Below are 24,404 nucleotides of genomic sequence, written 5' to 3' on the forward strand. Positions count from 1 at the left end.
GGTCGAGGAAACCCGTTCACCCCCGCGCGGGCGGCTGGTCGGGCGGCGGTACCCCGTCCGGCCGCCCCCCGTCCCGCGGCGCCGGCCCGGGCCCCGGGGGCGGCACCTGCGGCGCGGTGGGCGGGACGATCGGTTCCACCACCGTCGGCGCCCCGTGGATCGCGTCCGCCGGATGCGGGCGCAGATACGGGTTGGTCTCCTCGTGCGACGGCCGGTACGGCCGCGACGGCGTATACGGCCCGGGCACCGGACCACCCCCACCGCCTTCGTCGCCACCTCGACCCGATGACCCCGATGACCCCGCCGGAACCGCAGGAACCGCAGGAACCGCTCCCGCCCCGCACGCCACCAGCGCCCCCACCCCACCCGCACCCGCACCCCACACCGCACCCAGTACCGCGGCCGTCCCCGGATGCCCGTGCAGCTCGATCCCGGCCCCGAACGCATCGAGGCCCAGCACCGAAAGGGATCCATCCGCGGAGACCTGCGTCAGCCACACCAGCAGTGGCAGGGCCGCTGCCGTCACGCCTCCGAGCCGCAGCGCACACCGCCCCGCGAACCGGGCGGCGGTCGCCTCTCCCCGGTCGGTACGTGTCGCGGCCAGCACCCCCGCGTACAGCATCATCACCGCGGCGGCGACCGCCAGCAGCCAGACCCGGTGGTCCAGTTCGGCCAGCCGCCCGACCGTCACCGGTTCGTCGGCGGACATCCGCAGCAGCTCGTCCAGCGGATCGGGAAGCAGCCTGGCCGGCTCGCCGGTCGCCTGTCCGTCCCACGGCACGAAGAGGCCGAGCGGCACACCGAGCCACGTCCCGTTCGGCGCCCCGAGCAGCGCGGCGCCCGCGATCCGCTTCGGGTGGTCGTCGCCCACCGCCGCGTACGCCGCGGCCGCGCACCCGGCGACCACCGCCACGAGCAGCACCGACACCAGCGCGGACACCGCCGGACGTACGGTCCGGTGCAGCCACGCCAGACGGGACGGCAACGGCGTACGACGCGAGGCCAGAACTGCGATCACCAGCACCCCGAGCACCCAGCAGGCCCCGCCCACCAGCGACTTCACCGCGTCGACCGTGAACCCGACATGGGCCTGCGCCCTTGCGAGATCCGCCAGCCGGTCCGGCAGCAGCCCGCCGAGGTCACCCAGATCACCGAGCCCGCCCGGCAGCAGGTCCCCGATGCCCCCGGCCCCACCGGGGGCGTCACCGTCCGCCCCCGGCACCTCGTCCAGACCCAGCGACGCACCGTCGATCGTCACGACATCGTGACCGGCCCAGGCCAGCCCGCCGAGCACGGCGACGAACATCACCACCACCGCCCCTGCGCGGACCGCCAGTTCGGCACCGGGCAGCGCCGCTCCCGCCCCGCGCAGCGACCGCAGGAAGAAGAAGGAGAGGAACAGCGCACCGGCCAGCCCCACCCCCAGTGGTGTGACCGACAGGGCGGCGTGCGCCTCGGCCCCGTCCAGCCCGAACGCCGAGACATCGCCCGACGGAGAGACCGATCCGCCCGCCCCCAGCACCACCACGGCCGCCGTCATCGGCCCCAGCGCCCCCACCGAGTCGGCGCCGAGCAGATGCAGTCCGAGGGCCGCCGTCCCCGCCATCGCGACCATCGCCCAGCCGACCGAGGCGATGGCGGCCAACACCACGTCTCCCCAAGGGATGTGCCCTGTACCGCCACCGCCCCCGCGCACGTCCCCAGCCATCAGGACCCCCTCAATCCGCACCGAGATGCCGTGAGTTGACCTATTCGCTCATGATCTGTACGCACTCATGGGCGCTTACCACTCTCCGAGCATGTTTCTCCCGAGTCAACGGCGCGTGGGCGCAGGTCTCGTCACGGCCCCGAACCGGCCCGACTTTCGTATCGGGGACTGCTCCTGGAATAGTTCCCCACGATGTTCAGCATCCCTAGACTCCCTGTGATGGGGGTAACTCGGGGGACAACTAGTGGGGCGCGGAGTGCCGGAACTCGTACTGGAATTGAATGGAAGGACCTGGACGCTCGATCCGTCCAGGCCGTACACCCTGGGGCGCGATCCGCAGGGCGACCTGTCGATCGACGACGCCAGGGTGTCGTGGCGGCATGCCACGATCAGCTGGGGGGGCCGCAGTTGGTTCATCGAGGACCACGGCTCCACCAACGGCACCTATGTGCAGGGCCAGCGGATCCACCAGATGGACATCGGGCCGGGCTCCGCCGTGTACCTGGGCAACGCCACTGACGGACCGCGGCTGAGCTTCAGCGGATCCGCCGCGGGTGCCGATGTGTACAACGGCCAGGGTGCGGGCGCCCAGCAGGCCCCCGCCCAGCAGCCCCAGCAGGGTGGTGCCGGCTGGCCGGATCCCGCATCGCAACAGCAGCAGCAGCAGGGCCGGCAGCAGGCGCCCCAGGGCCAGTCGCAACAGCACGCCCAGCACCAGCAGCCTCACGTGCCGCACCAGCAGGGCATGGCACAGAAGCCCGGCGCAGGTGGTCCCGACGGTGCCGCGGGGGCCCCGCCGGTCTACGGCGACCGCAGCCCGACCACGTTCCACCAGCTGGACCTCGGCCGTGTGATGCGCATCGGCCGTGCGCTGGAGAACGAACTCGTCGTCTCCGACCTCCAGGTCTCGCGCCACCACGCCGAGTTCCACGCGACCCCCGACGGGCGCTTCGAGATCCGCGATCTCGGTTCCCACAACGGCACGTACGTCAACGGTCAGCCGCTCCACAAGTCCGGCTCCGCGCTGATCGGTCCGAACGACATCGTCGGTGTCGGTCACTCGACGTTCCGTCTGGTCGGCGACCGGCTCGAGGAGTTCGTCGACACCGGTGAGGTCTCCTTCTCCGCCCGGCACCTCACGGTGACGGTCGACGGCGGGAAGCAGATTCTCAAGGACGTCTCGTTCGGCGTCCCGGAGAAGTCGCTCATCGCGGTCATCGGCCCGTCCGGTTCCGGCAAGTCCACCCTGCTCAAGGCGCTCACCGGCTACCGGCCCGCCAACCAGGGCGATGTCCTCTACGACAACCGGAACCTGTACAAGCAGTTCGCCGAGCTGCGCCAGCGCATAGGCCTGGTCCCGCAGGACGACATCCTGCACAAGGAACTCACGGTCACCAAGGCCCTCAAGTACGCGGCCAAGCTGCGCTTCCCTGCGGACACCACCGAGGCCGAGCGCCAGTCCCGGATCCATGAGGTCCTCGCCGAGCTCAAGCTCGACATCCACAAGGACAAGAAGGTCACCTCGCTCTCCGGTGGCCAGCGCAAGCGTGTCTCCGTCGCCCTCGAGCTGCTCACCAAGCCGTCGCTGATCTTCCTGGACGAGCCGACCTCAGGCCTCGACCCGGGCATGGACCGCGATGTCATGCAGCTGCTGCGCGGTCTCGCCGACGACGGCCGTACGGTCCTCGTCGTCACGCACTCGGTCGCCGAGCTGGCGATCTGCGACAAGCTGCTCGTCATGGCGCCGGGCGGTTCCGTCGCCTACTTCGGTCCGCCGGAGGAAGCGCTCAACTTCTTCGGCTACACCACCTGGGCCGACGTCTTCTCCGCGTTCGAGAACTACCGCGACTACGACTGGGCGGGCCGCTGGCGCGGCTCGCAGCACTACCAGATGTACGCCGCGGACATCGACGCCGTCGCCGCACAGTCCGTACACATGCCGCCGCCGCAGCAGATGCGTCCGCCGAAGCCGCAGGGCTGGATGACGCAGCTGTGGACGCTGATCCGTCGATACGTGTCGGTGATCGCGTCCGACAAGGGCTTCATGGGTCTGATGGTGATCCTGCCCGCGGTCCTCGGCATCGTCAGCGTGGTCATCCCGGCTGATTTCGGTCTGGCCCCTCCGAAGCCGCCGTCGAAGTTCAACGGAGACGCCGGAACGATCATGCTGATCCTCGCGGTCGGCATGTGTTTCTCGGGTGCGGCCAACTCCGTACGAGAACTGATCAAGGAACGCGTCATCTACGAACGGGAACGGGCCACCGGCCTCTCCCGCTCCGCCTATCTGATGTCCAAGGTGATCGTCCTCGGCGTGATCACGGCCATCCAGGGCGTCATCATCTGCGGAATCGGCTTCGCCACCCGCGACCTGCCCGAAGAGGGCCTGATCATGCCGCCGGCCGTCGAGCTCTGCGTCACGATCACTGCGCTGGGCTTCACCTCGATGATGTTCGGCCTGGTGATCTCCTCGCTGGTGAAGACCGCCGAGAAAACCATGCCGCTGCTGGTCATGTTCGCGATCGTCCAGGTCGTCTTCACCGGCATCCTCTTCCAGGTGTACGGATCGCCCGGCCTGGAGCAGTTCGCCTGGCTGATGCCGTCCCGTTGGGCCATCGCGGCCGCGGGCTCGACGCTCGACCTCGCGCACCTGATGCCGCCGTGGGACCAGAAGAACCCGACCGACCTCGACCCGCTGTGGGAGCACACGGCCGGTCAGTGGGGGATGAACATCGCGGTGCTGCTGTTCCTCGCCATCATCTGCGGCTTCGCGGTGGCGCGCCTGCTGCGCCGCCACGAGCCGGAAGTCATGCGCAAGTAGCGCAGGGGCGCAGCGTGCACAGCACGCACGGAACGCCGAAGGGCGGCACCCGGAATGGGGTGCCGCCCTTCGGCGTTGTGCATCGTGCCTCGGGTTGATCAGTACGCGCTGTTGACGTTGTCGATCGAGCCGTACCGGTCGGCGGCGTAGTTGGCCGCGGCGGTGATGTTGGCGACCGGGTCGTAGATGTTCGTCGAGGTACCGGAGACGTGGTACGCGTTGAACGTCGGCTGGATGACCTGCAGCAGGCCACAGGACGGGGTGCCGTTCTGGGCGTTGATGTCCCAGCCGTTGACCGCGTTCGGGTTACCGGTGGACTCCCGCATGATGTTGCGGTGCAGGCCGTCGTACGAGCCCGGGATGCCGTGGGCCTTCATGATGTCCAGCGCCTCGGTGATCCAGCCGTTCAGGTTGTTGGCGTAGACCGGGGTGCGGGCGACGGAGCGGCTGGCGGCCTGGGGGGACCGCTTCGCGACATCGGCCTTGGCCTTCGCGGCGGCCTTCGCCCTGGCCTTGGCCTTCGCGACAGCCTTGGCCTTCGCGGCGGCCTTCGCCTTCGCCTTGGCGGCGGCGGCCTTCTTCGCCTTGACGGCGTCGGCGGCCTTCACCAGCTTCTCGGCGGTGGAGTGCTGCTCGATGATGCTGGCCTGGATGGTCTTGGCCTGCGGGAGGCCGTCGATGACCACCGGTGCGGCGGAGGCGGCCTGCGGCTCGGCAGGGGTCTCGGCGTGGGCCGGGACGAGGGAGAGCGAGAGGGCGGCGCAGCAGGCGGCGGAGACACCCGCGGCGGAGAGCTTCTGGGTCTTGCTCAGACGACGAAGACGGCTGTGGATGCTGGACGTGGACATGCAGTCGTACCTCTTCGAATTGCGGGGTCCTCACGGAGGACGAAGACGGATGCGACGGGTTCGCATCTCCGTCGGGGACGAGAGCAATTCTTAGCGGCCGCAAAATGCTGAGGCAATTATGTGACGTACGAACCCGGATAGTGGATCACGGACGCGCTCCTACGTGACGGCCCGTGCTCATGCCGACTGATGTGGGACTTATGTATCCACTACGGGGCTTCGTAAGTGACGTGTGTCCTATGTGCGGCCTCACATAGGCCGGGTAACAATCTCGCCATCCGTTGCTTCAGCAATTCGGAGGGTCATGTTCCGGATCGGGCAGCAGTAGATGCACGTCCCCGAACTCGTGCCAGAGGTACCGATGGCGCAGCGCCTCCGCGTATCCGCACTGCAGCGGGGCCTGCCCCGCGATCGCCTCCAGCATCAGCAGATGGGAGGCCTCCGGCTCGTGCAGCCCGGTCAGCAGACCGTCCACCGCCCGCACGCCGCGCTGCGGCGTCACCACCAGATCCGTCCAGCCGGCGGCCGCGCGCACCACCCCGTCCGCCCCCGCCGACGACTCCAGCGCCCGTACCGCCGTCGTACCGACCGCGATGACCTTCCCACCGCCTGCCCGTGCCGCATTGACCAGCCAGGCCGTCGCGCGCGGTACGACGAAGCGCTCCGGGTACGGCGGCTCGTGCGCCTCCGCCGAGGCCACCCCCGTATGCAGCGTCAGCGGCGCGAACTGCACGCCGCGACTGACCAGCGCGGCCACCAGCCGCGTGGTGAACGGCCGAGCGGCGCTCGGCATCTCCGCCGATCCGCTCCCGTCGGGGGAATCCACGGCGAAGACCGTCTGATAAGCGGACAGCGGCTGGTCCCGCTCCGTATAGCCGTAACGGATCGGCCGCCCGTACTGCCGCAGCAGCCCCGGCACCTCCACCGACACCCGCGCCCACCACAGCCTGGCCCCCACCGTCGCACCCAGCGACCCCGTGCCGTACCCGCCCGTGCCGCCCAGTGGCTCCTCCAGCACCAGCCGTGAACCGCCCGGCAGATGCACGACGGCCCCGGCCGGCCCACCGCGGCGGGGCACCGTCGCTCCCGTCCCGTCCGGGCGGCGCAGCTCCACCGCCCACCGCCCGTCATCGCCCCGCGTCGAGAAGTGCACGACGACGCGCGCACCGCCCACCCGGCCGTTCACCGCGGCGGGCAGCGTCGGCGACGTATTGACCACGAGTACGTCCCCGGCCCGCAGCTGCCCCGGCAGGTCGCGGAACGCATGGTGCGAGACCTCCTGCCCCCGCGACACCAGCAGCCGTACGTCATCACGCCCCGCACCCCGCTGCTCCGCCGGCACCCGTGCCGAGAGCTCCGCGGGCACTCGCAACGCATCCAGTGCGGTCACAGTCCCGCCCCCGACCACGCCGACCCGGCCGGCGCGGAATCGTCCGGCTCCGACTCCGCCGGCCACGGCGCCGCGTACCGCCCGCTGGCCGGCCGCCGCTCCAGCAACCGCAGGAACCCGGGAACCACACTTTCCGGAAGCGGTCGCGGATCGTCGTCGTCCGGTACCGCCGCCGCATAGAGACCGGTCTGCATGTGTCCCGGATCGACCGCCCACACCCGCAGCCCCGGCTCCTCCACCCCCAGCACCGCGGCCAGCTGGTCGAGTGCCGCCTTCGACGCCCCGTAACCGCCCCAGGTCTCGTACGGCTCCGCCGCCGCATCCGAACTCACCACCACGACCGCGCCCGCCGCCGAGGCCCGCAGCAGGGGCAGCGCCCCCTGCACCAGACCGAGCGCCGCCACCAGATTGGTCTCCAGCGCCTGCCGCAGCCCGTCCAGCGGCAGCGCATCGAGCCGCACGAGTGGCTCGGCGCCCAGCGCACTCGCATTGCTCACCAGCAGATCGAGTCCGCCGAGCTCCCCGGCGGCGGCCACCAGCTCGCGGCGGTGCCCGGCCTCCGTGACATCCCCGGGCACTGCGACCACCCGTGCCCCGTACCCCGCCAGCTCCTTCGCCGCCCCCTCCAGCACCCCGGCGGTCCTGGCATCCAGCACCAGATCCCAGCCCCGCTGTGCGAGCGCCGCGGCCAGTGCACGGCCCAGCCCCTTCGAAGCGCCCGTGATCATCGCGACAGGCATGACAACCGTCCCCCTATTGCGTCGGCAATGGCCGATGAACCCTCGGCACAGCCAACGTAGGAACGCCCCCACACGCCGCGCCTCGGCCGTGAGCCGCACCCCCGCAAGGAACTTCGACCTAGGCCCAGCGCCCTAAGCACCCGCCGTCCACAGGCCGATACGGCGCGGCCACCCCGCCGGTACGGTGAGGCCATGAGTCACAGCCCACCGTCGGGCCTCGCAGCGGTCAGTGCCGCACTGCTCGCCATGAGCCGGCACCTGGAAATGCGTGACGTCCTGAAGACGATCGTCGCCTCGGCCCGCGACCTGCTGGACGCCGAGTACGCGGCCATGGGCGTCCCCGACGACCACGGTGGTTTTGCCCAGTTCGTCGTCGACGGCGTCAGCGACGAGCAGTGGAAGGCCATCGGCCCGCTGCCCCGGCAGCACGGCATCCTCGCCGCGATGCTCCACGAGGCGAAGCCCCAGCGCCTCGCCGACGTCCGCAAGGACCCCCGCTTCGAGGGCTGGCCCGACGCCCACCCCGACATGTCCGATTTCCTCGGCCTGCCGATCAGGGACGGCGACGAAATCATCGGCGCGCTCTTCCTCGCCAACAAGCGATGCCCCAAGCCACAGGGCGGCTGCGGCTTCACCGCACAGGACGAGGAGCTGCTGTCGATCCTCGCCCAGCACGCGGCGATCGCCCTCACCAACGCCAGGCTGTACGAGCGCAGCCGTGAGCTCACCATCGCCGAGGAACGGTCCCGGCTCGCCCACGAGCTGCACGACGCGGTCAGCCAGAAGCTGTTCTCCCTGCGGCTGACGGCCCAGGCGGCCGCCGCCCTGGTCGACCGCGACCCGGCCCGCGCCAAGGGCGAGCTCCAGCAGGTCGCCGCGCTGGCCGCCGAGGCGGCGGACGAGCTGCGCGCCGCCGTCGTCGAACTGCGCCCCGCCGCGCTCGACGAGGACGGCCTCGTCGCGACGCTCCGTACCCAGATCCAGGTCCTGGACCGCGCCCACAGCGCCCGGGTCACCTTCGAGAGCCTCGGCGTACGGGCCATGCCCGCCGCCCAGGAGGAGGCGCTGCTCAGGGTCTCCCAGGAAGCCCTGCACAATGCGCTGCGCCACTCGGGGGCCGAACGGGTCGACGTCACGCTGGCCCGGCGCGGTTCCGGCACGGTACTGCGGATCACCGACGACGGCAGCGGATTCGAACCCATGGCGACCCGGCAGGCCGGCCGCCATCTGGGGCTGGTGTCGATGCGGGACCGCGCGAGCGGTGTCGGCGGAAGGCTCACCGTTGAATCGGCGCCCGGCAAGGGCACCACGATCGAGATGGAGGTACCCGGTGGCTGACAAGATCATCAGGGTGCTGCTGGTCGACGACCACCAGGTGGTCCGCCGCGGTCTGCGTACGTTCCTGGAGATCCAGGACGACATAGAGGTCGTCGGCGAGGCGGCCGACGGCGCGGAGGGCGTGGCCAGGAGCGAGGAGCTGCGCCCCGACGTGGTCCTGATGGACATCAAGATGCCGGGCACGGACGGCATCGAGGCGCTCCGCAAGCTCCGGGAGCTGGAGAACCCGGCCAAGGTGCTGATCGTCACCAGCTTCACCGAGCAGCGCACGGTGGTCCCTGCCCTGCGCGCGGGCGCCTCCGGCTACGTATACAAGGACGTCGACCCGGACGCACTGGCCGGCGCCATCCGCTCGGTGTACGCGGGCCATGTCCTGCTCCAGCCGGAGGTCGCCGGAGCCCTGCTCGCCCAGGAGGACGCCGGCGGCGGTACGGGCCGGGGGAGCACTCTCACCGAACGGGAGCGGGAAGTACTGGGCCTGATCGCCGACGGCCGTTCCAACCGTGAGATCGCCAGGGCGCTGGTCCTCTCCGAGAAGACCGTGAAGACGCACGTCTCGAACATTCTGATGAAGCTGGATCTGTCGGACCGCACCCAGGCCGCCCTCTGGGCCGTCCGACATGGGGTGGCAGGCTGATCAGGGCTGAAGCGGACCGGTTCCCTCCAGACTGAGATTCATACTGTCGGGTGTATGTCACCCGTACGGCGCATCCTGTCCGGCCCGGGAGCGTTCTCCATGCGTGCTGCGGCGGCTGGCCGCAGCGATGCTAGGAGGATCCTGAAGTGAAGAACCTGAAGAAGGCCGCTGCCGTCACCGTGATCGCCGGTGGCATCATCGCCGCCGGCGCGGGCGCGGCCTCCGCCACCGGCCACGGCGCGGGCGCCCACGGCGCAGCGACCCACTCCCCGGGTGTGGTCAGCGGCAACGTCATCCAGGTCCCGGTCCATGTCCCGGTGAACGTGGTCGGCAACACGGTCAACGTGATCGGCCTACTCAACCCGGCCTTCGGCAACTTCGGTCTGAACGGCTGACCCGCACAAGCCAGTTGATGCCGGACGGGCCCAATCAGGGACCCGTCCGGCATCAACCGTGCAGCACCACGTCCCAAGTGGCGGTCCATCAACTTCAACCATCGATCCTGTCCGGCGGTCGGGCGCAGAGCGGCCACCGGACGGCACCAGTGCTCCACCCCGCCGGCTACCCCCGCTCCCGGCTTTCCACATAGGCGTTGTACGCGGCCACCTGAGCCCGCCGGGCCACTCGCTCCACCGGCCGCAACGCGTCCGCCCGCGCGGCGATCTCCGACGCGCTCACCGCCCCGCCGTGCCCGTTCTCGGACGCCACCGAGATCAGCAGCCCCACCCGCTGAGCCAGCTCCAGTACTCGTACCGCCCGTGGCGGATACCCGGGAGCGAGCACCTCCCGCCCCCGCTCCGCCCGCGCCCGGTACGCGTCCACCGCTGCCTCCGCCACCGGCCCCGAGCCGGCCACGTCCAGCCGCGACAGCACCGCCGTCGCATCCCGCAAGGCCTCCGCGAGCTCCCGCTCCGCCTCGCTCAGCGACGGCACATCGGCCGGCGGCGCCTCCCGCACCGGCAGGCAACGCCACACCACCTCGATGTGCAGATCCCCGGCCGGCCCCACCTCCCGGACCTCGGGCACCAGCCCGTACGGCACACCGGAAGCGATCACCGCCTCCTCCGCCTCCAACGCCCGCGCGTTGAATTCCGGCGGACCGCTGAGCCCCAGCGGATGCCCCGGCACCGGCAGTGCGACCCGGAAGCCCGTCGCCCCCAGTCCCCGCAGCCGCCCCAGCGCGAGCGTGAGCCCGACCGGCCCCGCCTCACCAGGCAATCCCTCGACGCGGTGCACCGCGTCCTCTCCGACAATCGCGAGCGCCGCGTCGTCCGGCGACACAAGTCCGGCCAGAAGCGCGTTACCCCATGCGGCCAGCAGCCCTGAGCGTGGTTCCGAAAGCATGGGAACAGCCTAGGGAACCGGACCTAAGAGCCGGAGCACTCCTGGGGTGGCGTAAGTTTTGCCTGGGAGCTGTGCCCGCAGGCACGCGACGATCTCGAGACTGTATGGGGAGACAACGCGCTCATGAGCGATGTACTGGAGCTGGTGGACGTATCCGTGGTCCGCGACGGACGCGCTCTGGTGGACGACGTCTCCTGGTCGGTCAAGGAGGGGGAGCGCTGGGTCATCCTCGGCCCGAACGGCGCCGGCAAGACCACTCTCCTCAACATCGCGTCCAGCTACCTCTTCCCGACCAAGGGCACCGCCAAGATCCTCGGCGAGCAGCTCGGCGGCGTCGGCACCGACGTCTTCGACCTGCGCCCCCGCATCGGTATCGCGGGTGTCGCCATGGCCGAGAAGCTTCCCAAGCGCCAGACGGTCCTGCAGACGGTGCTCACCGCCGCGTACGGCATGACCGCCACCTGGCACGAGAACTACGACGCCGTCGACGAGGACCGCGCCCGCGCCTTCCTCGACCGGCTCGGCATGACCGAGTACCTCGACCGGAAGTTCGGCACCCTCTCCGAGGGTGAGCGCAAGCGCACACTGATCGCCCGCGCCATGATGACCGACCCCGAGCTCCTCCTCCTCGACGAACCCGCCGCCGGTCTCGACCTCGGTGGCCGCGAGGACCTGGTCCGCCGCCTCGGCCGTCTCGCCCGTGACCCGTTCGCCCCGTCCATGATCATGGTCACCCACCATGTCGAGGAGATCGCACCGGGCTTCACCCACGTCCTCATGATCCGTCAGGGCAAGGTCCTCGCCGCGGGCCCCATGGAGACCGAGCTCACTTCCCGGAACCTCTCCCTCTGCTTCGGTCTGCCGCTCATCGTCGAGCACGCCAGCGAGCGATACACCGCGCACGGCCTTCCGCTGTCCTGAATGTCCTGATCGCAACCCTGTCGGCGAAGGGACCCGCGGTCCTACCATGACCACGTGGACATCGACGCGTGGGTGTGGTGGCTGATCGGCGCGGTCGGGCTGGGCATTCCGCTCGTGCTGACCGCGATGCCCGAGTTCGGGATGTTCGCTGTCGGAGCGGTCGCCGCGGCAGTCGTCGCGGCGCTGGGCGGCGGCATCGTGGCCCAGGTCCTGGTGTTCGTCGTGGTCTCCGTCGCGCTCATCGCGGTGGTTCGCCCGATCGCCGCCAGACACCGTGCGGACCGCCCCCGACTGGCCACCGGCATCGACGCGCTGAAGGGCCGTCAGGCCGTCGTCCTGGAACGGGTCGACGGCAACGGCGGCCGCATCAAACTGGCCGGCGAGGTCTGGTCCGCGCGCGCATACGACGGGGAGCAGAGCTTCGAACCCGGCCGCCACGTGGATGTCGTGGACATCGACGGGGCCACGGCCGTGGTCATGTGACCGAACCGCACACACGGCGGACCGCGGTCTGCCAGACTCGATGTCGATCATCATGAGATCCGGACCTCATGAGATCCGACCCCGATCATCGCGATCCGTCGGCAACCGAAGGGCACGAGGAACACGATGCAACCGATCATCATCGTCCTGATCATTCTGGTGGTGCTCGTCTTCATCGCCCTGATCAAGACGATCCAGGTCATCCCGCAGGCCAGCGCAGCCATCGTGGAGCGCTTCGGCCGCTACACCCGTACGCTCAACGCCGGCCTGAACATCGTCGTTCCATTCATCGACACCATCCGCAACCGGATCGACCTCCGTGAACAGGTCGTCCCGTTCCCGCCCCAGCCGGTGATCACCCAGGACAACCTGGTCGTCAACATCGACACCGTCATCTACTACCAGGTGACGGACGCGCGCGCCGCGACGTACGAAGTCGCCAGCTACATCCAGGCGATCGAGCAGCTCACCGTCACCACTCTCCGCAACATCATCGGCGGCATGGACCTGGAGCGGACCCTGACCTCCCGCGAGGAGATCAACGCCGCCCTCCGCGGAGTCCTCGACGAAGCCACCGGCAAGTGGGGCATCCGCGTCAACCGTGTCGAGCTCAAGGCGATCGAGCCGCCCACCTCCATCCAGGACTCGATGGAGAAGCAGATGCGCGCCGACCGGGACAAGCGCGCAGCGATCCTCCAGGCCGAAGGAACGCGGCAGTCCGCGATCCTCACCGCGGAGGGCGAGAAGCAGTCAGCGATCCTGCGCGCCGAAGGTGAGGCCAAGGCCGCGGCCCTGCGCGCCGAGGGCGAGGCCCAGGCCATCCGTACGGTCTTCGAGTCGATCCACGCCGGCGACCCGGACCAGAAGCTCCTCTCGTACCAGTACCTCCAGATGCTCCCGAAGATCGCCGAGGGCGACGCCAACAAGCTCTGGATCGTGCCCAGCGAGATCGGCGACGCCCTCAAGGGCCTCAGCGGCGCCTTCGGCAACCTCGGCACCGGTGTCCCGGGCTTCAACACCGGCAAGGAGCGCCGCGAGGAACCCCCGGTCGACTGACGCGTACACACCCCGGGCCTGATCAGTGCGCCGCGCACCGATCATGCCGGGGGATGCCGGACGACCCTCCTGCAACCTCGCATCCGCGAAGCTGATCCGCAGACACACGGAAGCCCGCCTTCTTACGTACGAAGACGGGCTTTCGGTACGACGTTGTACGTACGTCTCCTACGCCGCAGTCCGGTCCAGCCACTCCGGCAGCGCCGACCGCTCACCGGCCCCCATCGCCAACAGCATCGCCTCCGCAGGAGACGGGACGAACGGCTCCCGCAGCAACGGCATCCCCGCCTGCTCCGGTGTCCGGGCCGCCTTGCGGTGGTTGTCCTCGGCGCAGGACGCCACCGTATTGAGCCAGGTGTCCTGACCGCCCTGGGCCCGCGGCACCACATGGTCGACGGTTGTCGCCCGCCGCCCGCAGTACGCGCACCGGTGCTGGTCCCGTATCAGCACACCTCTTCTGGACCACGGCGCCTGTCTTCGGAACGGCACCCGTACGTACCGGCAGAGCCTGATCACGCGGGGCACCGGAATGTCCACGGCGGCGCCACGCATACGGAGATCGGGGTGCGACTGCTCGACGACAGCCTTGTCCTGCAGGATCAGCACCACTGCACGGTTCAGCGTCACCGTCGACAGCGGCTCGAAGCTCGCGTTGAGAACCAGCGTGTCCCGCATTTCGCCCACCTCCCGTGTGCCGCCCGCCCCCCGGCAGGCCCGGATCAACTCTGGCTGGGCAGGCCGTGATGGACAACGCAATAAAAAATGCCCTGCCCTGATCTCTCCAAGACCAGGGCAGGGCAAACAGCAGGGGAACTCTCAGCTCACCGAGTACTAGGCGGGCCCGGGGTACTCACCGATCAGCTGGGCACGTCCCAGCGTGTGGAACCGCAGATTGAAGCCGACGACCGCCGGCGACACATCGCTGTCGGCCCCCAGCTTCTCGGTGTCCACCGCGTACACGGTGAAGACGTAGCGGTGGCTCTCCCCGGGCGGCGGCGCAGCCCCGCCGAACTCCTTCGACCCGTAGTCGTTACGGACCTGAACAGCACCCTCGGGCAGCCCGTCGAACTTTCCGCTGCCCGCACCGGCCGGCAGCTCCGTGACCGACGCCGGGATGTCGAAGACGACCCAGTGCCAGAACCCGCTGCCCGTCGGAGCATCTGGATCGAAGCAGGTCACGGCGAAACTCTTGGTGTCCGCCGGGAACCCTTCCCACCGCAGCTGCGGCGAGGTGTTCCCGGCCGCGAACACCTGGGCATCGGCCAGCACGGCCCCAGGGGTGAGATCCTCGCTCACCACCGTGAACGACGGCACCTCGGGATGGAAGTCATGCGGAAGCGGCGGCCTCTTCGGCTCGGTCACGTCAACACCTCTCCTGATCGGCTCCGGTAACTCGCCATCGACCCTAGAGCCAGTTGCGCTGACCGCCGACCTGGGCGAGCCACTGGTTGAGGTACGCCGCCCAGTCGGTCCCCTGGTAGTCGTGCAGGTCGACCTTGAACGCCCGGTACGAGTCGCTGCCCTCACTGAAGAGCCCCGGCTTCTTGTCCATCTCCAGGACGACATCCATCTCGCGGTCGTCCGCGACGAACGTCAGCTCGACCTGGTTCAGCCCCCGGTACTGCTGCGGCGGGAAGAACTCGATCTCCTGGTAGAACGGCAGCCGCTGACGCGTACCGCGAACGTGACCACGCTCCATGTCCGCGCTCCGGAAGCCGAAGCCCAGCTGCCCGAACGCGTCCAGGATCGCCTGCTGCGCCGGCAGCGGGTGCACATTGATCGGGTCGAGGTCACCCGAGTCCAGCGCCCGTGCGATCTCCAGCTCGGTCGTCACACCGATGTTCATGCCGTGCAGGTGCTGACCGGCGAACATCGTGATCGGCGTCTCCCACGGAATCTCGAGCCCGAACGGCACGACGTGCACCGCACCGGCCTGCACCTCGAACGCACCACCGAGCCGCAGCTTGGCGAACTCGATGTCCTGCTTCATCTCCTGGTCGTTGCCCTCGACCTCGACGCGCGCCTGCAGGCCGACCGACAGTCCCTCGATCTGCTGCGCCACGGAACCGCCCTGGATCCGCACCTCGCCCTGGACGACCCCACCCGGTACGACGTTGAGCTCGGTCAGCTCCGTCTCCACCGAAGCGCCACCGGCACCCATGCTCGCGAGCAGCCGCTTGAAGCCCATGTTTACTCCTCCTTGGTCCTGACCCGTACATACGCGCCACGACCGTAGTCGGTTCCCGGTAACCTCGATCGCCATGATCGAGGGCTTGGACCGTACGCCGCTGACACGCGATTTCTTCGACCGCCCCGTACTGGACGTGGCACCTGACCTGCTGGGCCGGACGCTGGTACGGGACACGGCCGACGGCCCCATCGAACTCCGCCTCACCGAGGTGGAGGCGTACGCGGGCGAGATCGACCCCGGCTCCCATGCCTTCCGCGGCCGCACCCACCGCAACAGCGTGATGTACGGACCGCCCGGCCACGTGTACGTCTACTTCACCTACGGCATGTGGCACTGCCTCAATCTGGTGTGCGGCCCCGAGGGCATGGCGAGCGGTGTACTGCTCCGGGCCGGCGAGATCCGCGTGGGCGCCGAGCTCAGCCGCAAACGTCGATTCTCGGCCCGCAATGACAGAGAACTGGCCAAAGGTCCAGCCCGTCTGGCCACCGCCCTGGACGTCGACAAAGCCCTGAACGGCACCGACGCCATCGCCCACCCGGGTGCTTCGTTGTCCGTGCTGCACGGCACCCCGCCACCCTGCGACCAGGTACGCAACGGGCCTCGCACCGGCGTGGGCGGCGACGGTGCCTTGCATCCCTGGCGCTTCTGGATCGACGGCGACCCCACCGTGAGCCCCTATCGCCCCCATGCGCCACGCCGCCGCGCAACTTGACTCGCCCCTGCGATCCGCCTAACGTAGTCCGAGCCGCTTGAACGGGTACTGCTGTCGGCACGGTCCATCGGACCAAGCCTGAGCACTCGGAAGCGGCCAACCACTACCTTCGACTCACCCTGGCGGGTGCGATTTCGGCATGCCGAAATTCGAACCCATCGACTCGATTATGAGCCGCCAAGGAAATCGACTAAAGTAGTGAACACGCCGAAAGGCAAAGGCCACTCCAACGGCCATCGGAATCAAATTCGGACCGGAAACGGAACGAAAAAGAGTCTGGTAAGGTTGGAACCGCCGGAAAGGGAAACGCGAAAGCGAAAACCTGGAAAGCGGAACCCGCTTCGACCGGGAATCGGACACGAAAGAGTCTGATAGAGTCGGAAACGCAAGACCGAAGGGAAAAGCCCGGAGGAAAGCCCGAGAGGGTGAGTACAAAGGAAGCGTCCGTTCCTTGAGAACTCAACAGCGTGCCAAAAGTCAACGCCAGATATGTTGATACCCCGGCCTGCTTCGGCAGGTTGGTGGTTCCTTTGAAAGTCCTGCCGGGCTCTTGTGGTTCCGGTAGGCAATTACACAGCGAGGACGCTGTGGACGGTCGGTCTTATTCCGGCTGATCGTCCCGCTCTCGTGATGTGTCTCCCGATTACGGGAAAACATTCACGGAGAGTTTGATCCTGGCTCAGGACGAACGCTGGCGGCGTGCTTAACACATGCAAGTCGAACGATGAAGCCCTTCGGGGTGGATTAGTGGCGAACGGGTGAGTAACACGTGGGCAATCTGCCCTTCACTCTGGGACAAGCCCTGGAAACGGGGTCTAATACCGGATAACACTCTGTCCCGCATGGGACGGGGTTGAAAGCTCCGGCGGTGAAGGATGAGCCCGCGGCCTATCAGCTTGTTGGTGGGGTGATGGCCTACCAAGGCGACGACGGGTAGCCGGCCTGAGAGGGCGACCGGCCACACTGGGACTGAGACACGGCCCAGACTCCTACGGGAGGCAGCAGTGGGGAATATTGCACAATGGGCGAAAGCCTGATGCAGCGACGCCGCGTGAGGGATGACGGCCTTCGGGTTGTAAACCTCTTTCAGCAGGGAAGAAGCGAGAGTGACGGTACCTGCAGAAGAAGCGCCGGCTAACTACGTGCCAGCAGCCGCGGTAATACGTAGGGCGCAAGCGTTGTCCGGAATTATTGGGCGTAAAGAGCTCGTAGGCGGCTTGTTGCGTCGGTTGTGAAAGCCCGGGGCTTAACCCCGGGTCTGCAGTCGATACGGGCAGGCTAGAGTGTGGTAGGGGAGATCGGAATTCCTGGTGTAGCGGTGAAATGCGCAGATATCAGGAGGAACACCGGTGGCGAAGGCGGATCTCTGGGCCATTACTGACGCTGAGGAGCGAAAGCGTGGGGAGCGAACAGGATTAGATACCCTGGTAGTCCACGCCGTAAACGTTGGGAACTAGGTGTTGGCGACATTCCACGTCGTCGGTGCCGCAGCTAACGCATTAAGTTCCCCGCCTGGGGAGTACGGCCGCAAGGCTAAAACTCAAAGGAATTGACGGGGGCCCGCACAAGCAGCGGAGCATGTGGCTTAATTCGACGCAACGCGAAGAACCTTACCAAGGCTTGACATATACCGGAAAGCATCAGAGATGGTGCCCCCCTTGTGGTCGGTATACAGGTGGTGCATGGCTGTCGTCAGCTCGTGTCGTGAGATGTTGGGTTAAGTCCCGCAACGAGCGCAACCCTTGTTCTGTGTTGCCAGCATGCCCTTCGGGGTGATGGGGACTCACAGGAGACTGCCGGGGTCAACTCGGAGGAAGGTGGGGACGACGTCAAGTCATCATGCCCCTTATGTCTTGGGCTGCACACGTGCTACAATGGCCGGTACAATGAGCTGCGATGCCGCGAGGCGGAGCGAATCTCAAAAAGCCGGTCTCAGTTCGGATTGGGGTCTGCAACTCGACCCCATGAAGTCGGAGTTGCTAGTAATCGCAGATCAGCATTGCTGCGGTGAATACGTTCCCGGGCCTTGTACACACCGCCCGTCACGTCACGAAAGTCGGTAACACCCGAAGCCGGTGGCCCAACCCCTTGTGGGAGGGAGCTGTCGAAGGTGGGACTGGCGATTGGGACGAAGTCGTAACAAGGTAGCCGTACCGGAAGGTGCGGCTGGATCACCTCCTTTCTAAGGAGCATCTAGATTCCGCAAGGAATCCAGAGCCACTACGTCGGCAAATGTTCGACGGTGGTCAGCTCATGGGTGGAACGTTGACTATTCAGTACCTGGTGGTTCAACCGGGTCGTAAGTACTGCTCCTCGGAGCGTGGAAAGCGGACCGATTGAATTCCGGGTACTGGGCGCGCTGTTGGGTGTCTGAAGGTATGGCCGCAAGGTTGCCTTCAAACGCCGGCCCCAGTGAACTCGCCCTTAGGGGTGGGGTGATGGGTGGCTGGTCGTTGCTTGAGAACTGCACAGTGGACGCGAGCATCTGTGGCCAAGTTTTTAAGGGCGCACGGTGGATGCCTTGGCACCAGGAACCGATGAAGGACGTGGGAGGCCACGATAGGCCCCGGGGAGCTGTCAACCGAGCTTTGATCCGGGGGTGTCCGAATGGGGAAACCCGGCAGTCGTCATGGGCTGTCACCCGCTGCTGAACACATAGGCAGTGTGGAGGGAACGAGGGGAAGTGAAACATCTCAGTACCCTCAGGAAGAGAAAACAACCGTGATTCCGGGAGTAGTGGCGAGCGAAACTGGATGAGGCCAAACCGTATGCGTGTGATACCCGGCAGGGGTTGCGCATGCGGGGTTGTGGGATCTCTTTTTCACAGTCTGCCGGCTGTGAGGCGAGTCAGAAACCGTTGATGTAGGCGAAGGACATGCGAAAGGTCCGGCGTAGAGGGTAAGACCCCCGTAGCTGAAACATCAACGGCTCGTTTAAGAGACACCCAAGTAGCACGGGGCCCGAGAAATCCCGTGTGAATCTGGCGGGACCACCCGCTAAGCCTAAATATTCCCTGGTGACCGATAGCGGATAGTACCGTGAGGGAATGGTGAAAAGTACCGCGGGAGCGGAGTGAAATAGTACCTGAAACCGTGTGCCTACAAGCCGTGGGAGCGTCGCTGTTGTTCTTCGGAGCAACAGTCGTGACTGCGTGCCTTTTGAAGAATGAGCCTGCGAGTTTGCGGTGTGTTGCGAGGTTAACCCGTGTGGGGAAGCCGTAGCGAAAGCGAGTCCGAATAGGGCGTTTTAGTAGCACGCTCAAGACCCGAAGCGGAGTGATCTAGCCATGGGCAGGTTGAAGCGGAGGTAAGACTTCGTGGAGGACCGAACCCACCAGGGTTGAAAACCTGGGGGATGACCTGTGGTTAGGGGTGAAAGGCCAATCAAACTCCGTGATAGCTGGTTCTCCCCGAAATGCATTTAGGTGCAGCGTCGTGTGTTTCTTGCCGGAGGTAGAGCACTGGATAGGCGATGGGCCCTACCGGGTTACTGACCTTAGCCAAACTCCGAATGCCGGTAAGTGAGAGCACGGCAGTGAGACTGTGGGGGATAAGCTCCATGGTCGAGAGGGAAACAGCCCAGAGCATCGACTAAGGCCCCTAAGCGTACGCTAAGTGGGAAAGGATGTGGAGTCGCAGAGACAACCAGGAGGTTGGCTTAGAAGCAGCCACCCTTGAAAGAGTGCGTAATAGCTCACTGGTCAAGTGATTCCGCGCCGACAATGTAGCGGGGCTCAAGCGTACCGCCGAAGTCGTGTCATTCCAGCATATAGGGCCAACGCCTGCTGGGATGGGTAGGGGAGCGTCGTGTGCCGGGTGAAGCAGCCGCGGAAGCGAGTTGTGGACGGTTCACGAGTGAGAATGCAGGCATGAGTAGCGATACACACGTGAGAAACGTGTGCGCCGATTGACTAAGGGTTCCTGGGTCAAGCTGATCTGCCCAGGGTAAGTCGGGACCTAAGGCGAGGCCGACAGGCGTAGTCGATGGACAACCGGTTGATATTCCGGTACCCGCTTTGAAACGCCCAGTACTGAATCAGGCGATGCTAAGTCCGTGAAGCCGGCCCGATCTCTTCGGAGTTGAGGGTAGTGGTGGAGCCGACGAACCAGACTTGTAGTAGGTAAGCGATGGGGTGACGCAGGAAGGTAGTCCAGCCCGGGCGGTGGTAGTCCCGGGGTAAGGGTGTAGGGCGTGTGATAGGCAAATCCGTCACACATTAAGCCTGAGACCTGATGCCGAGCCGATTGTGGTGAAGTGGATGATCCTATGCTGTCGAGAAAAGCCTCTAGCGAGTTTCATGGCGGCCCGTACCCTAAACCGACTCAGGTGGTCAGGTAGAGAATACCGAGGCGTTCGGGTGAACTATGGTTAAGGAACTCGGCAAAATGCCCCCGTAACTTCGGGAGAAGGGGGCCATCACTGGTGATTGGATTTACTCCATGAGCTGGGGGTGGCCGCAGAGACCAGCGAGAAGCGACTGTTTACTAAAAACACAGGTCCGTGCGAAGCCGTAAGGCGATGTATACGGACTGACGCCTGCCCGGTGCTGGAACGTTAAGGGGACCGGTTAGCTGACTTTCGGGTCGGCGAAGCTGAGAACTTAAGCGCCAGTAAACGGCGGTGGTAACTATAACCATCCTAAGGTAGCGAAATTCCTTGTCGGGTAAGTTCCGACCTGCACGAATGGCGTAACGACTTCTCGACTGTCTCAACCATAGGCCCGGTGAAATTGCACTACGAGTAAAGATGCTCGTTTCGCGCAGCAGGACGGAAAGACCCCGGGACCTTTACTACAGTTTGATATTGGTGTTCGGTTCGGCTTGTGTAGGATAGGTGGGAGACTTTGAAGCAGCCACGCCAGTGGTTGTGGAGTCGCCGTTGAAATACCACTCTGGTCGTGCTGGATGTCTAACCTGGGTCCGTGATCCGGATCAGGGACAGTGTCTGATGGGTAGTTTAACTGGGGCGGTTGCCTCCTAAAGAGTAACGGAGGCGCCCAAAGGTTCCCTCAGCCTGGTTGGCAATCAGGTGTTGAGTGTAAGTGCACAAGGGAGCTTGACTGTGAGACCGACGGGTCGAGCAGGGACGAAAGTCGGGACTAGTGATCCGGCAGTGGCTTGTGGAAGCGCTGTCGCTCAACGGATAAAAGGTACCCCGGGGATAACAGGCTGATCTTCCCCAAGAGTCCATATCGACGGGATGGTTTGGCACCTCGATGTCGGCTCGTCGCATCCTGGGGCTGGAGTCGGTCCCAAGGGTTGGGCTGTTCGCCCATTAAAGCGGTACGCGAGCTGGGTTTAGAACGTCGTGAGACAGTTCGGTCCCTATCCGCTGCGCGCGTAGGAATATTGAGAAGGGCTGTCCCTAGTACGAGAGGACCGGGACGGACGAACCTCTGGTGTGCCAGTTGTCCTGCCAAGGGCATGGCTGGTTGGCTACGTTCGGAAAGGATAACCGCTGAAAGCATCTAAGCGGGAAGCCTGCTTCGAGATGAGTATTCCCACCCCCTTTGAGGGGTTAAGGCTCCCAGTAGACGACTGGGTTGATAGGCCAGATGTGGAAGCCCGGCAACGGGTGGAGCTGACTGGTACTAATAGGCCGAGGGCTTGTCCTCAGTTGCTCGCGTCCACTGTGTTGTTCCCGGGTTGCGAACAGTCGCACCGGTTGAACAGCTTCACTACTTAATTGAAAAGTGTGCTTGTTCGCTAGAACCCGATAGGGTTTCGGTGGTCATTGCGTTAGGGAAACGCCCGGTTACATTCCGAACCCGGAAGCTAAGCCTTTCAGCGCCGATGGTACTGCAGGGGGGACCCTGTGGGAGAGTAGGACGCCGCCGAACAATCTTTCAAGGACCCTTGGTCCCAGCGTTCATGCTGGGACCAAGGGTCCTTTTTTGTTTTGCCGAAGCGCGTCGGGTGGCCGACTGCGCGAGAATGTGTGTAGTACCCGAAGACAGGAGTTCCACCCATGTCCACCAACTCTCCCGACGATCGTTCGGAGCGCGAGCCGCGTCGCCGGGACGATGGTGACCGGGGCGGCTTCCGGGGTGGTCGTGACGACCGGTCCGGAAGCCCGCGTCGGGACAACGACCGTGGTGGCAACCGCCGTGATGAGGGCCGGCCGACGAGCGGCGGTGCCGGTGGTGGCGTCCGTCGCGACGACCGTGATCGCGGGCCGCGTCGTGACGACAGCCGTGGCGGTGGCTCCGGTGGTGGGTTCCGTCGTGATGACAGCCGCGGTGGCGGTGCCGGCGGCAGGTTCCCTCGGGACGACCGCGGCGGTTCCGGTGGTGGGTTCCGTCGTGACGACAACCGCGGTGGCGGCTCCGGTTCCGGCGGCGGCTTCCGTCGCGATGATCGTGCGCCGCGTCGTGATGATGAGCGTGGTGGGCGTCCCGGTGGTGGCTTCGAGCGCCGTGACGACCGGCCGCGTGGGCCCCGTCGCGACGACGACAGCCGCACCGGCGGCTTCCGCCGTGACGACAGCCGTGGCGGCGGTTCCGGTGGTGGCTTCCGTCGTGACGACAGTCGGCCCACGAGCGGCGGTGACCGCGGCGGGTTCCGTCGTGACGACAGTCGCGGTGGCGGTTCCGGCGGTGGCTTCCGGCGCGATGACAGTCGCGGTGGCGGTTCCGGTGGTGGGTTCCGTCGTGACGACAGTCGGCCCACGAGCGGCGGTGACCGCGGCGGGTTCCGTCGTGACGACAGTCGCGGTGGCGGTGCCGGCGGTGGCTTCCGGCGCGATGACAGTCGCGGTGGCGGTTCCGGTGGTGGGTTCCGTCGTGACGACAGTCGGCCCACGAGCGGCGGTGACCGCGGCGGGTTCCGTCGTGACGACAGCCGCGGTGGCGGTGCCGGCGGTGGGTTCCGTCGCGATGATCGTGCGCCGCGTCGTGACGACGACCGTGGTGGCTACCGCGGGCCGCGTCGTGATGATGAGCGTGGTGGGCGTCCCGGTGGTGGCTTCGAGCGCCGTGACGACCGGCCGCGTGGGCCCCGTCGCGACGACGACAGCCGCACCGGTGGCTTCCGCCGTGACGACAGCCGTGGCGGCGGTTCCGGTGGTGGCTTCCGCCGTGACGACAGTCGGCCCACGAGCGGCGGTGACCGCGGCGGGTTCCGTCGTGACGACAGCCGCGGTGGCGGTGCCGGCGGTGGCTTCCGTCGCGATGACAGCCGTGGTGGCGGTTCCGGCAGGTTCCCGCGTGATGATCGGGCGCCGCGTCGTGATGATGAGCGTGGTGGGCGTCCCGGTGGTGGCTTCGAGCGCCGTGACGACCGGCCGCGTGGGCCCCGTCGCGACGACGACAGCCGCACCGGTGGCTTCCGCCGTGACGACAGCCGTGGCGGCGGGGGATACCGCGGACAGCGGGACGACCGTGGTGGCTTCGACCGGCGCGACGACCGGGACCGGGAGCCGATCAAGCGGCTGCCGATTCCCGACGACGTCACCGGTGACGAGATCGACAAGGACGTGCGGCAGGAGCTGCTGAGCCTGCCGAAGACCCTGGCCGAGGATGTTGCCAGGAACCTCGTCATGGTTGCCCGGCTCATCGACGAGGACCCCGAGCAGGCGTACGCGTACGCGCGTATCGCGCTGCGGCTGGCCTCGCGGGTGGCTGCTGTGCGTGAGGCGGCCGGCTTTGCCGCGTACGCGACGCAGAAGTACGCGGAGGCGCTGGCCGAGTTCCGGGCGGCGAAGCGGATGACCGGTTCCGTGGAGCTGTGGCCCGTCATGGCCGACTGCGAGCGTGGACTCGGGCGGCCCGAGCGGGCGATGGCCATGGCCGGCGAGCCCGAGGTGCAGAAGCTGGACAAGGCCGGGCAGGTCGAGATGCGGCTGGTGGCGGCCGGGGCCCGCAGGGACATGGGGCAGATCGATGCCGCCATCGTCACCCTGCAGAGCTCCGAGCTGGCCTCGAACGCCGTGCACCCGTGGACGCCGCGGCTGCGGTATGCGTACGCGGATGCACTGCTGGCCGCGGGCCGTGAGGACGAGGCTCGTGAGTGGTTCGCGAAGACCGTGGAGGCCGACAAGGACGGCTCCACCGACGCGTCGGACCGGCTCGCCGAGCTGGACGGTGTCGAGTTCGTCGATGCTCTCGGCGACGACCACGATGACGCCGATGAGGCGGCCGAGGTCGATGTTGATGCCGATGATGAAGGTTCGGCGGACAAGGCCTAGAACATGAGAAGAGGGCGGTACCCCGACAGGGGTG

The 24,404-nt window shown here is 66.8% G+C and carries 18 protein-coding genes and 3 rRNA genes; 13 read left to right on the forward strand and 8 right to left on the reverse strand.

Going from position 1 to position 24,404, the window contains the following annotated elements; all coding sequences use genetic code 11:
* Positions 1 to 16: 16 nt before the first annotated feature.
* A complete protein-coding gene (locus OHA88_RS34255) occupies positions 17 to 1,708 on the reverse strand; it encodes a streptophobe family protein (protein ID WP_328628348.1) in 1,692 nt (563 codons plus the stop codon).
* Between the two features lie 244 nt (positions 1,709 to 1,952).
* Between OHA88_RS34255 and OHA88_RS34260 the strand changes: the two genes are divergently transcribed.
* On the forward strand, positions 1,953 to 4,526 hold the full coding sequence (locus OHA88_RS34260) for an ABC transporter ATP-binding protein/permease (protein ID WP_328628349.1): 2,574 nt from the start codon (positions 1,953 to 1,955) through the stop codon (positions 4,524 to 4,526).
* A gap of 98 nt (positions 4,527 to 4,624) precedes the next feature.
* Here the strand turns inward: OHA88_RS34260 and OHA88_RS34265 are convergent, their stop codons facing one another.
* The 3 genes from OHA88_RS34265 to OHA88_RS34275 form a co-directional block, all read right to left on the reverse strand.
* Positions 4,625 to 5,374, reverse strand: a complete 750-nt coding sequence (locus tag OHA88_RS34265; RefSeq protein ID WP_267005894.1) for a transglycosylase SLT domain-containing protein — start codon at positions 5,372 to 5,374, stop codon at positions 4,625 to 4,627.
* Between the two features lie 286 nt (positions 5,375 to 5,660).
* Positions 5,661 to 6,764: an S-adenosylmethionine:tRNA ribosyltransferase-isomerase gene (locus tag OHA88_RS34270; RefSeq protein WP_328628350.1), complete on the reverse strand. Its 1,104-nt coding sequence runs from the start codon at positions 6,762 to 6,764 to the stop codon at positions 5,661 to 5,663.
* Positions 6,761 to 7,504: an SDR family NAD(P)-dependent oxidoreductase gene (locus tag OHA88_RS34275; protein ID WP_328628351.1), complete on the reverse strand. Its 744-nt coding sequence runs from the start codon at positions 7,502 to 7,504 to the stop codon at positions 6,761 to 6,763. Before OHA88_RS34275 ends, OHA88_RS34270 begins: the two co-directional genes overlap by 4 nt.
* Before the next feature lie 192 nt (positions 7,505 to 7,696).
* On the opposite strand from OHA88_RS34275, the gene OHA88_RS34280 reads away from it, so the two are divergent.
* From OHA88_RS34280 to OHA88_RS34290, 3 genes are all read left to right on the forward strand, one after another.
* Positions 7,697 to 8,842, forward strand: coding sequence for a GAF domain-containing sensor histidine kinase (locus OHA88_RS34280; protein ID WP_328628352.1), 1,146 nt, complete (start codon positions 7,697 to 7,699; stop codon positions 8,840 to 8,842).
* Entirely contained in the window at positions 8,835 to 9,479 is a 645-nt protein-coding gene (locus OHA88_RS34285; protein WP_267005898.1) for a response regulator, read from the forward strand. Before OHA88_RS34280 ends, OHA88_RS34285 begins: the two co-directional genes overlap by 8 nt.
* Positions 9,480 to 9,625: 146 nt before the next feature.
* Positions 9,626 to 9,874 (forward strand): chaplin family protein, encoded by a 249-nt coding sequence (locus OHA88_RS34290; protein ID WP_030974440.1) that lies wholly within the window; start codon positions 9,626 to 9,628, stop codon positions 9,872 to 9,874.
* Between the two features lie 166 nt (positions 9,875 to 10,040).
* Here the strand turns inward: OHA88_RS34290 and OHA88_RS34295 are convergent, their stop codons facing one another.
* Positions 10,041 to 10,823 carry a hypothetical protein gene (locus tag OHA88_RS34295; RefSeq protein WP_328628353.1) on the reverse strand — a complete coding sequence of 261 codons (783 nt, stop codon included), beginning with the start codon at positions 10,821 to 10,823 and terminating at the stop codon, positions 10,041 to 10,043.
* Positions 10,824 to 10,946: 123 nt separating this feature from the next.
* Here OHA88_RS34295 and OHA88_RS34300 point away from each other — a divergent pair, with 123 nt between their 5' ends.
* From OHA88_RS34300 to OHA88_RS34310, 3 genes are all read left to right on the forward strand, one after another.
* Complete coding sequence (locus OHA88_RS34300; RefSeq protein WP_267005900.1) at positions 10,947 to 11,744, forward strand: ABC transporter ATP-binding protein; 798 nt, start codon at positions 10,947 to 10,949, stop codon at positions 11,742 to 11,744.
* Between the two features lie 54 nt (positions 11,745 to 11,798).
* Positions 11,799 to 12,227, forward strand: a complete 429-nt coding sequence (locus tag OHA88_RS34305; RefSeq protein WP_267005901.1) for an NfeD family protein — start codon at positions 11,799 to 11,801, stop codon at positions 12,225 to 12,227.
* Between the two features lie 126 nt (positions 12,228 to 12,353).
* Positions 12,354 to 13,283 (forward strand): SPFH domain-containing protein, encoded by a 930-nt coding sequence (locus OHA88_RS34310; RefSeq protein ID WP_030920228.1) that lies wholly within the window; start codon positions 12,354 to 12,356, stop codon positions 13,281 to 13,283.
* Positions 13,284 to 13,451: 168 nt separating this feature from the next.
* Here the strand turns inward: OHA88_RS34310 and OHA88_RS34315 are convergent, their stop codons facing one another.
* The 3 genes from OHA88_RS34315 to OHA88_RS34325 all read right to left on the reverse strand — a co-directional run bounded on the left by OHA88_RS34315 (position 13,452) and on the right by OHA88_RS34325 (position 15,471).
* Entirely contained in the window at positions 13,452 to 13,958 is a 507-nt protein-coding gene (locus OHA88_RS34315) for an HNH endonuclease (protein WP_030920231.1), read from the reverse strand.
* Positions 13,959 to 14,114: 156 nt separating this feature from the next.
* Positions 14,115 to 14,645 (reverse strand): YbhB/YbcL family Raf kinase inhibitor-like protein, encoded by a 531-nt coding sequence (locus OHA88_RS34320; RefSeq protein ID WP_328628354.1) that lies wholly within the window; start codon positions 14,643 to 14,645, stop codon positions 14,115 to 14,117.
* 43 nt (positions 14,646 to 14,688) lie between these two features.
* On the reverse strand, positions 14,689 to 15,471 hold the full coding sequence (locus OHA88_RS34325) for a sporulation protein (RefSeq protein WP_267005904.1): 783 nt from the start codon (positions 15,469 to 15,471) through the stop codon (positions 14,689 to 14,691).
* A 73-nt stretch (positions 15,472 to 15,544) separates the two neighbouring features.
* Here OHA88_RS34325 and OHA88_RS34330 point away from each other — a divergent pair, with 73 nt between their 5' ends.
* The 6 genes from OHA88_RS34330 to OHA88_RS34355 all read left to right on the forward strand — a co-directional run bounded on the left by OHA88_RS34330 (position 15,545) and on the right by OHA88_RS34355 (position 24,370).
* On the forward strand, positions 15,545 to 16,186 hold the full coding sequence (locus OHA88_RS34330) for a DNA-3-methyladenine glycosylase (protein WP_328628355.1): 642 nt from the start codon (positions 15,545 to 15,547) through the stop codon (positions 16,184 to 16,186).
* A gap of 656 nt (positions 16,187 to 16,842) precedes the next feature.
* Positions 16,843 to 18,368, forward strand: a 16S ribosomal RNA gene (locus tag OHA88_RS34335).
* Positions 18,369 to 18,675: 307 nt separating this feature from the next.
* Positions 18,676 to 21,800: ribosomal RNA gene (locus OHA88_RS34340) — 23S ribosomal RNA — on the forward strand.
* Positions 21,801 to 21,908: 108 nt separating this feature from the next.
* Positions 21,909 to 22,025 (forward strand): 5S ribosomal RNA (gene rrf, locus OHA88_RS34345).
* Together the 16S, 23S and 5S rRNA genes form the textbook arrangement of a ribosomal RNA operon.
* 252 nt (positions 22,026 to 22,277) lie before the next feature.
* A complete protein-coding gene (locus OHA88_RS34350) occupies positions 22,278 to 23,678 on the forward strand; it encodes a hypothetical protein (protein WP_328629858.1) in 1,401 nt (466 codons plus the stop codon).
* A complete protein-coding gene (locus tag OHA88_RS34355) occupies positions 23,615 to 24,370 on the forward strand; it encodes a tetratricopeptide repeat protein (RefSeq protein WP_328629859.1) in 756 nt (251 codons plus the stop codon). The genes OHA88_RS34350 and OHA88_RS34355 overlap by 64 nt, the downstream gene beginning before the upstream one ends.
* The last annotated feature ends 34 nt before the right edge of the window (positions 24,371 to 24,404 follow it).

Origin of the sequence: Streptomyces sp. NBC_00353, from assembly GCF_036108815.1 — a bacterium.
Lineage (GTDB): Bacteria > Actinomycetota > Actinomycetes > Streptomycetales > Streptomycetaceae > Streptomyces.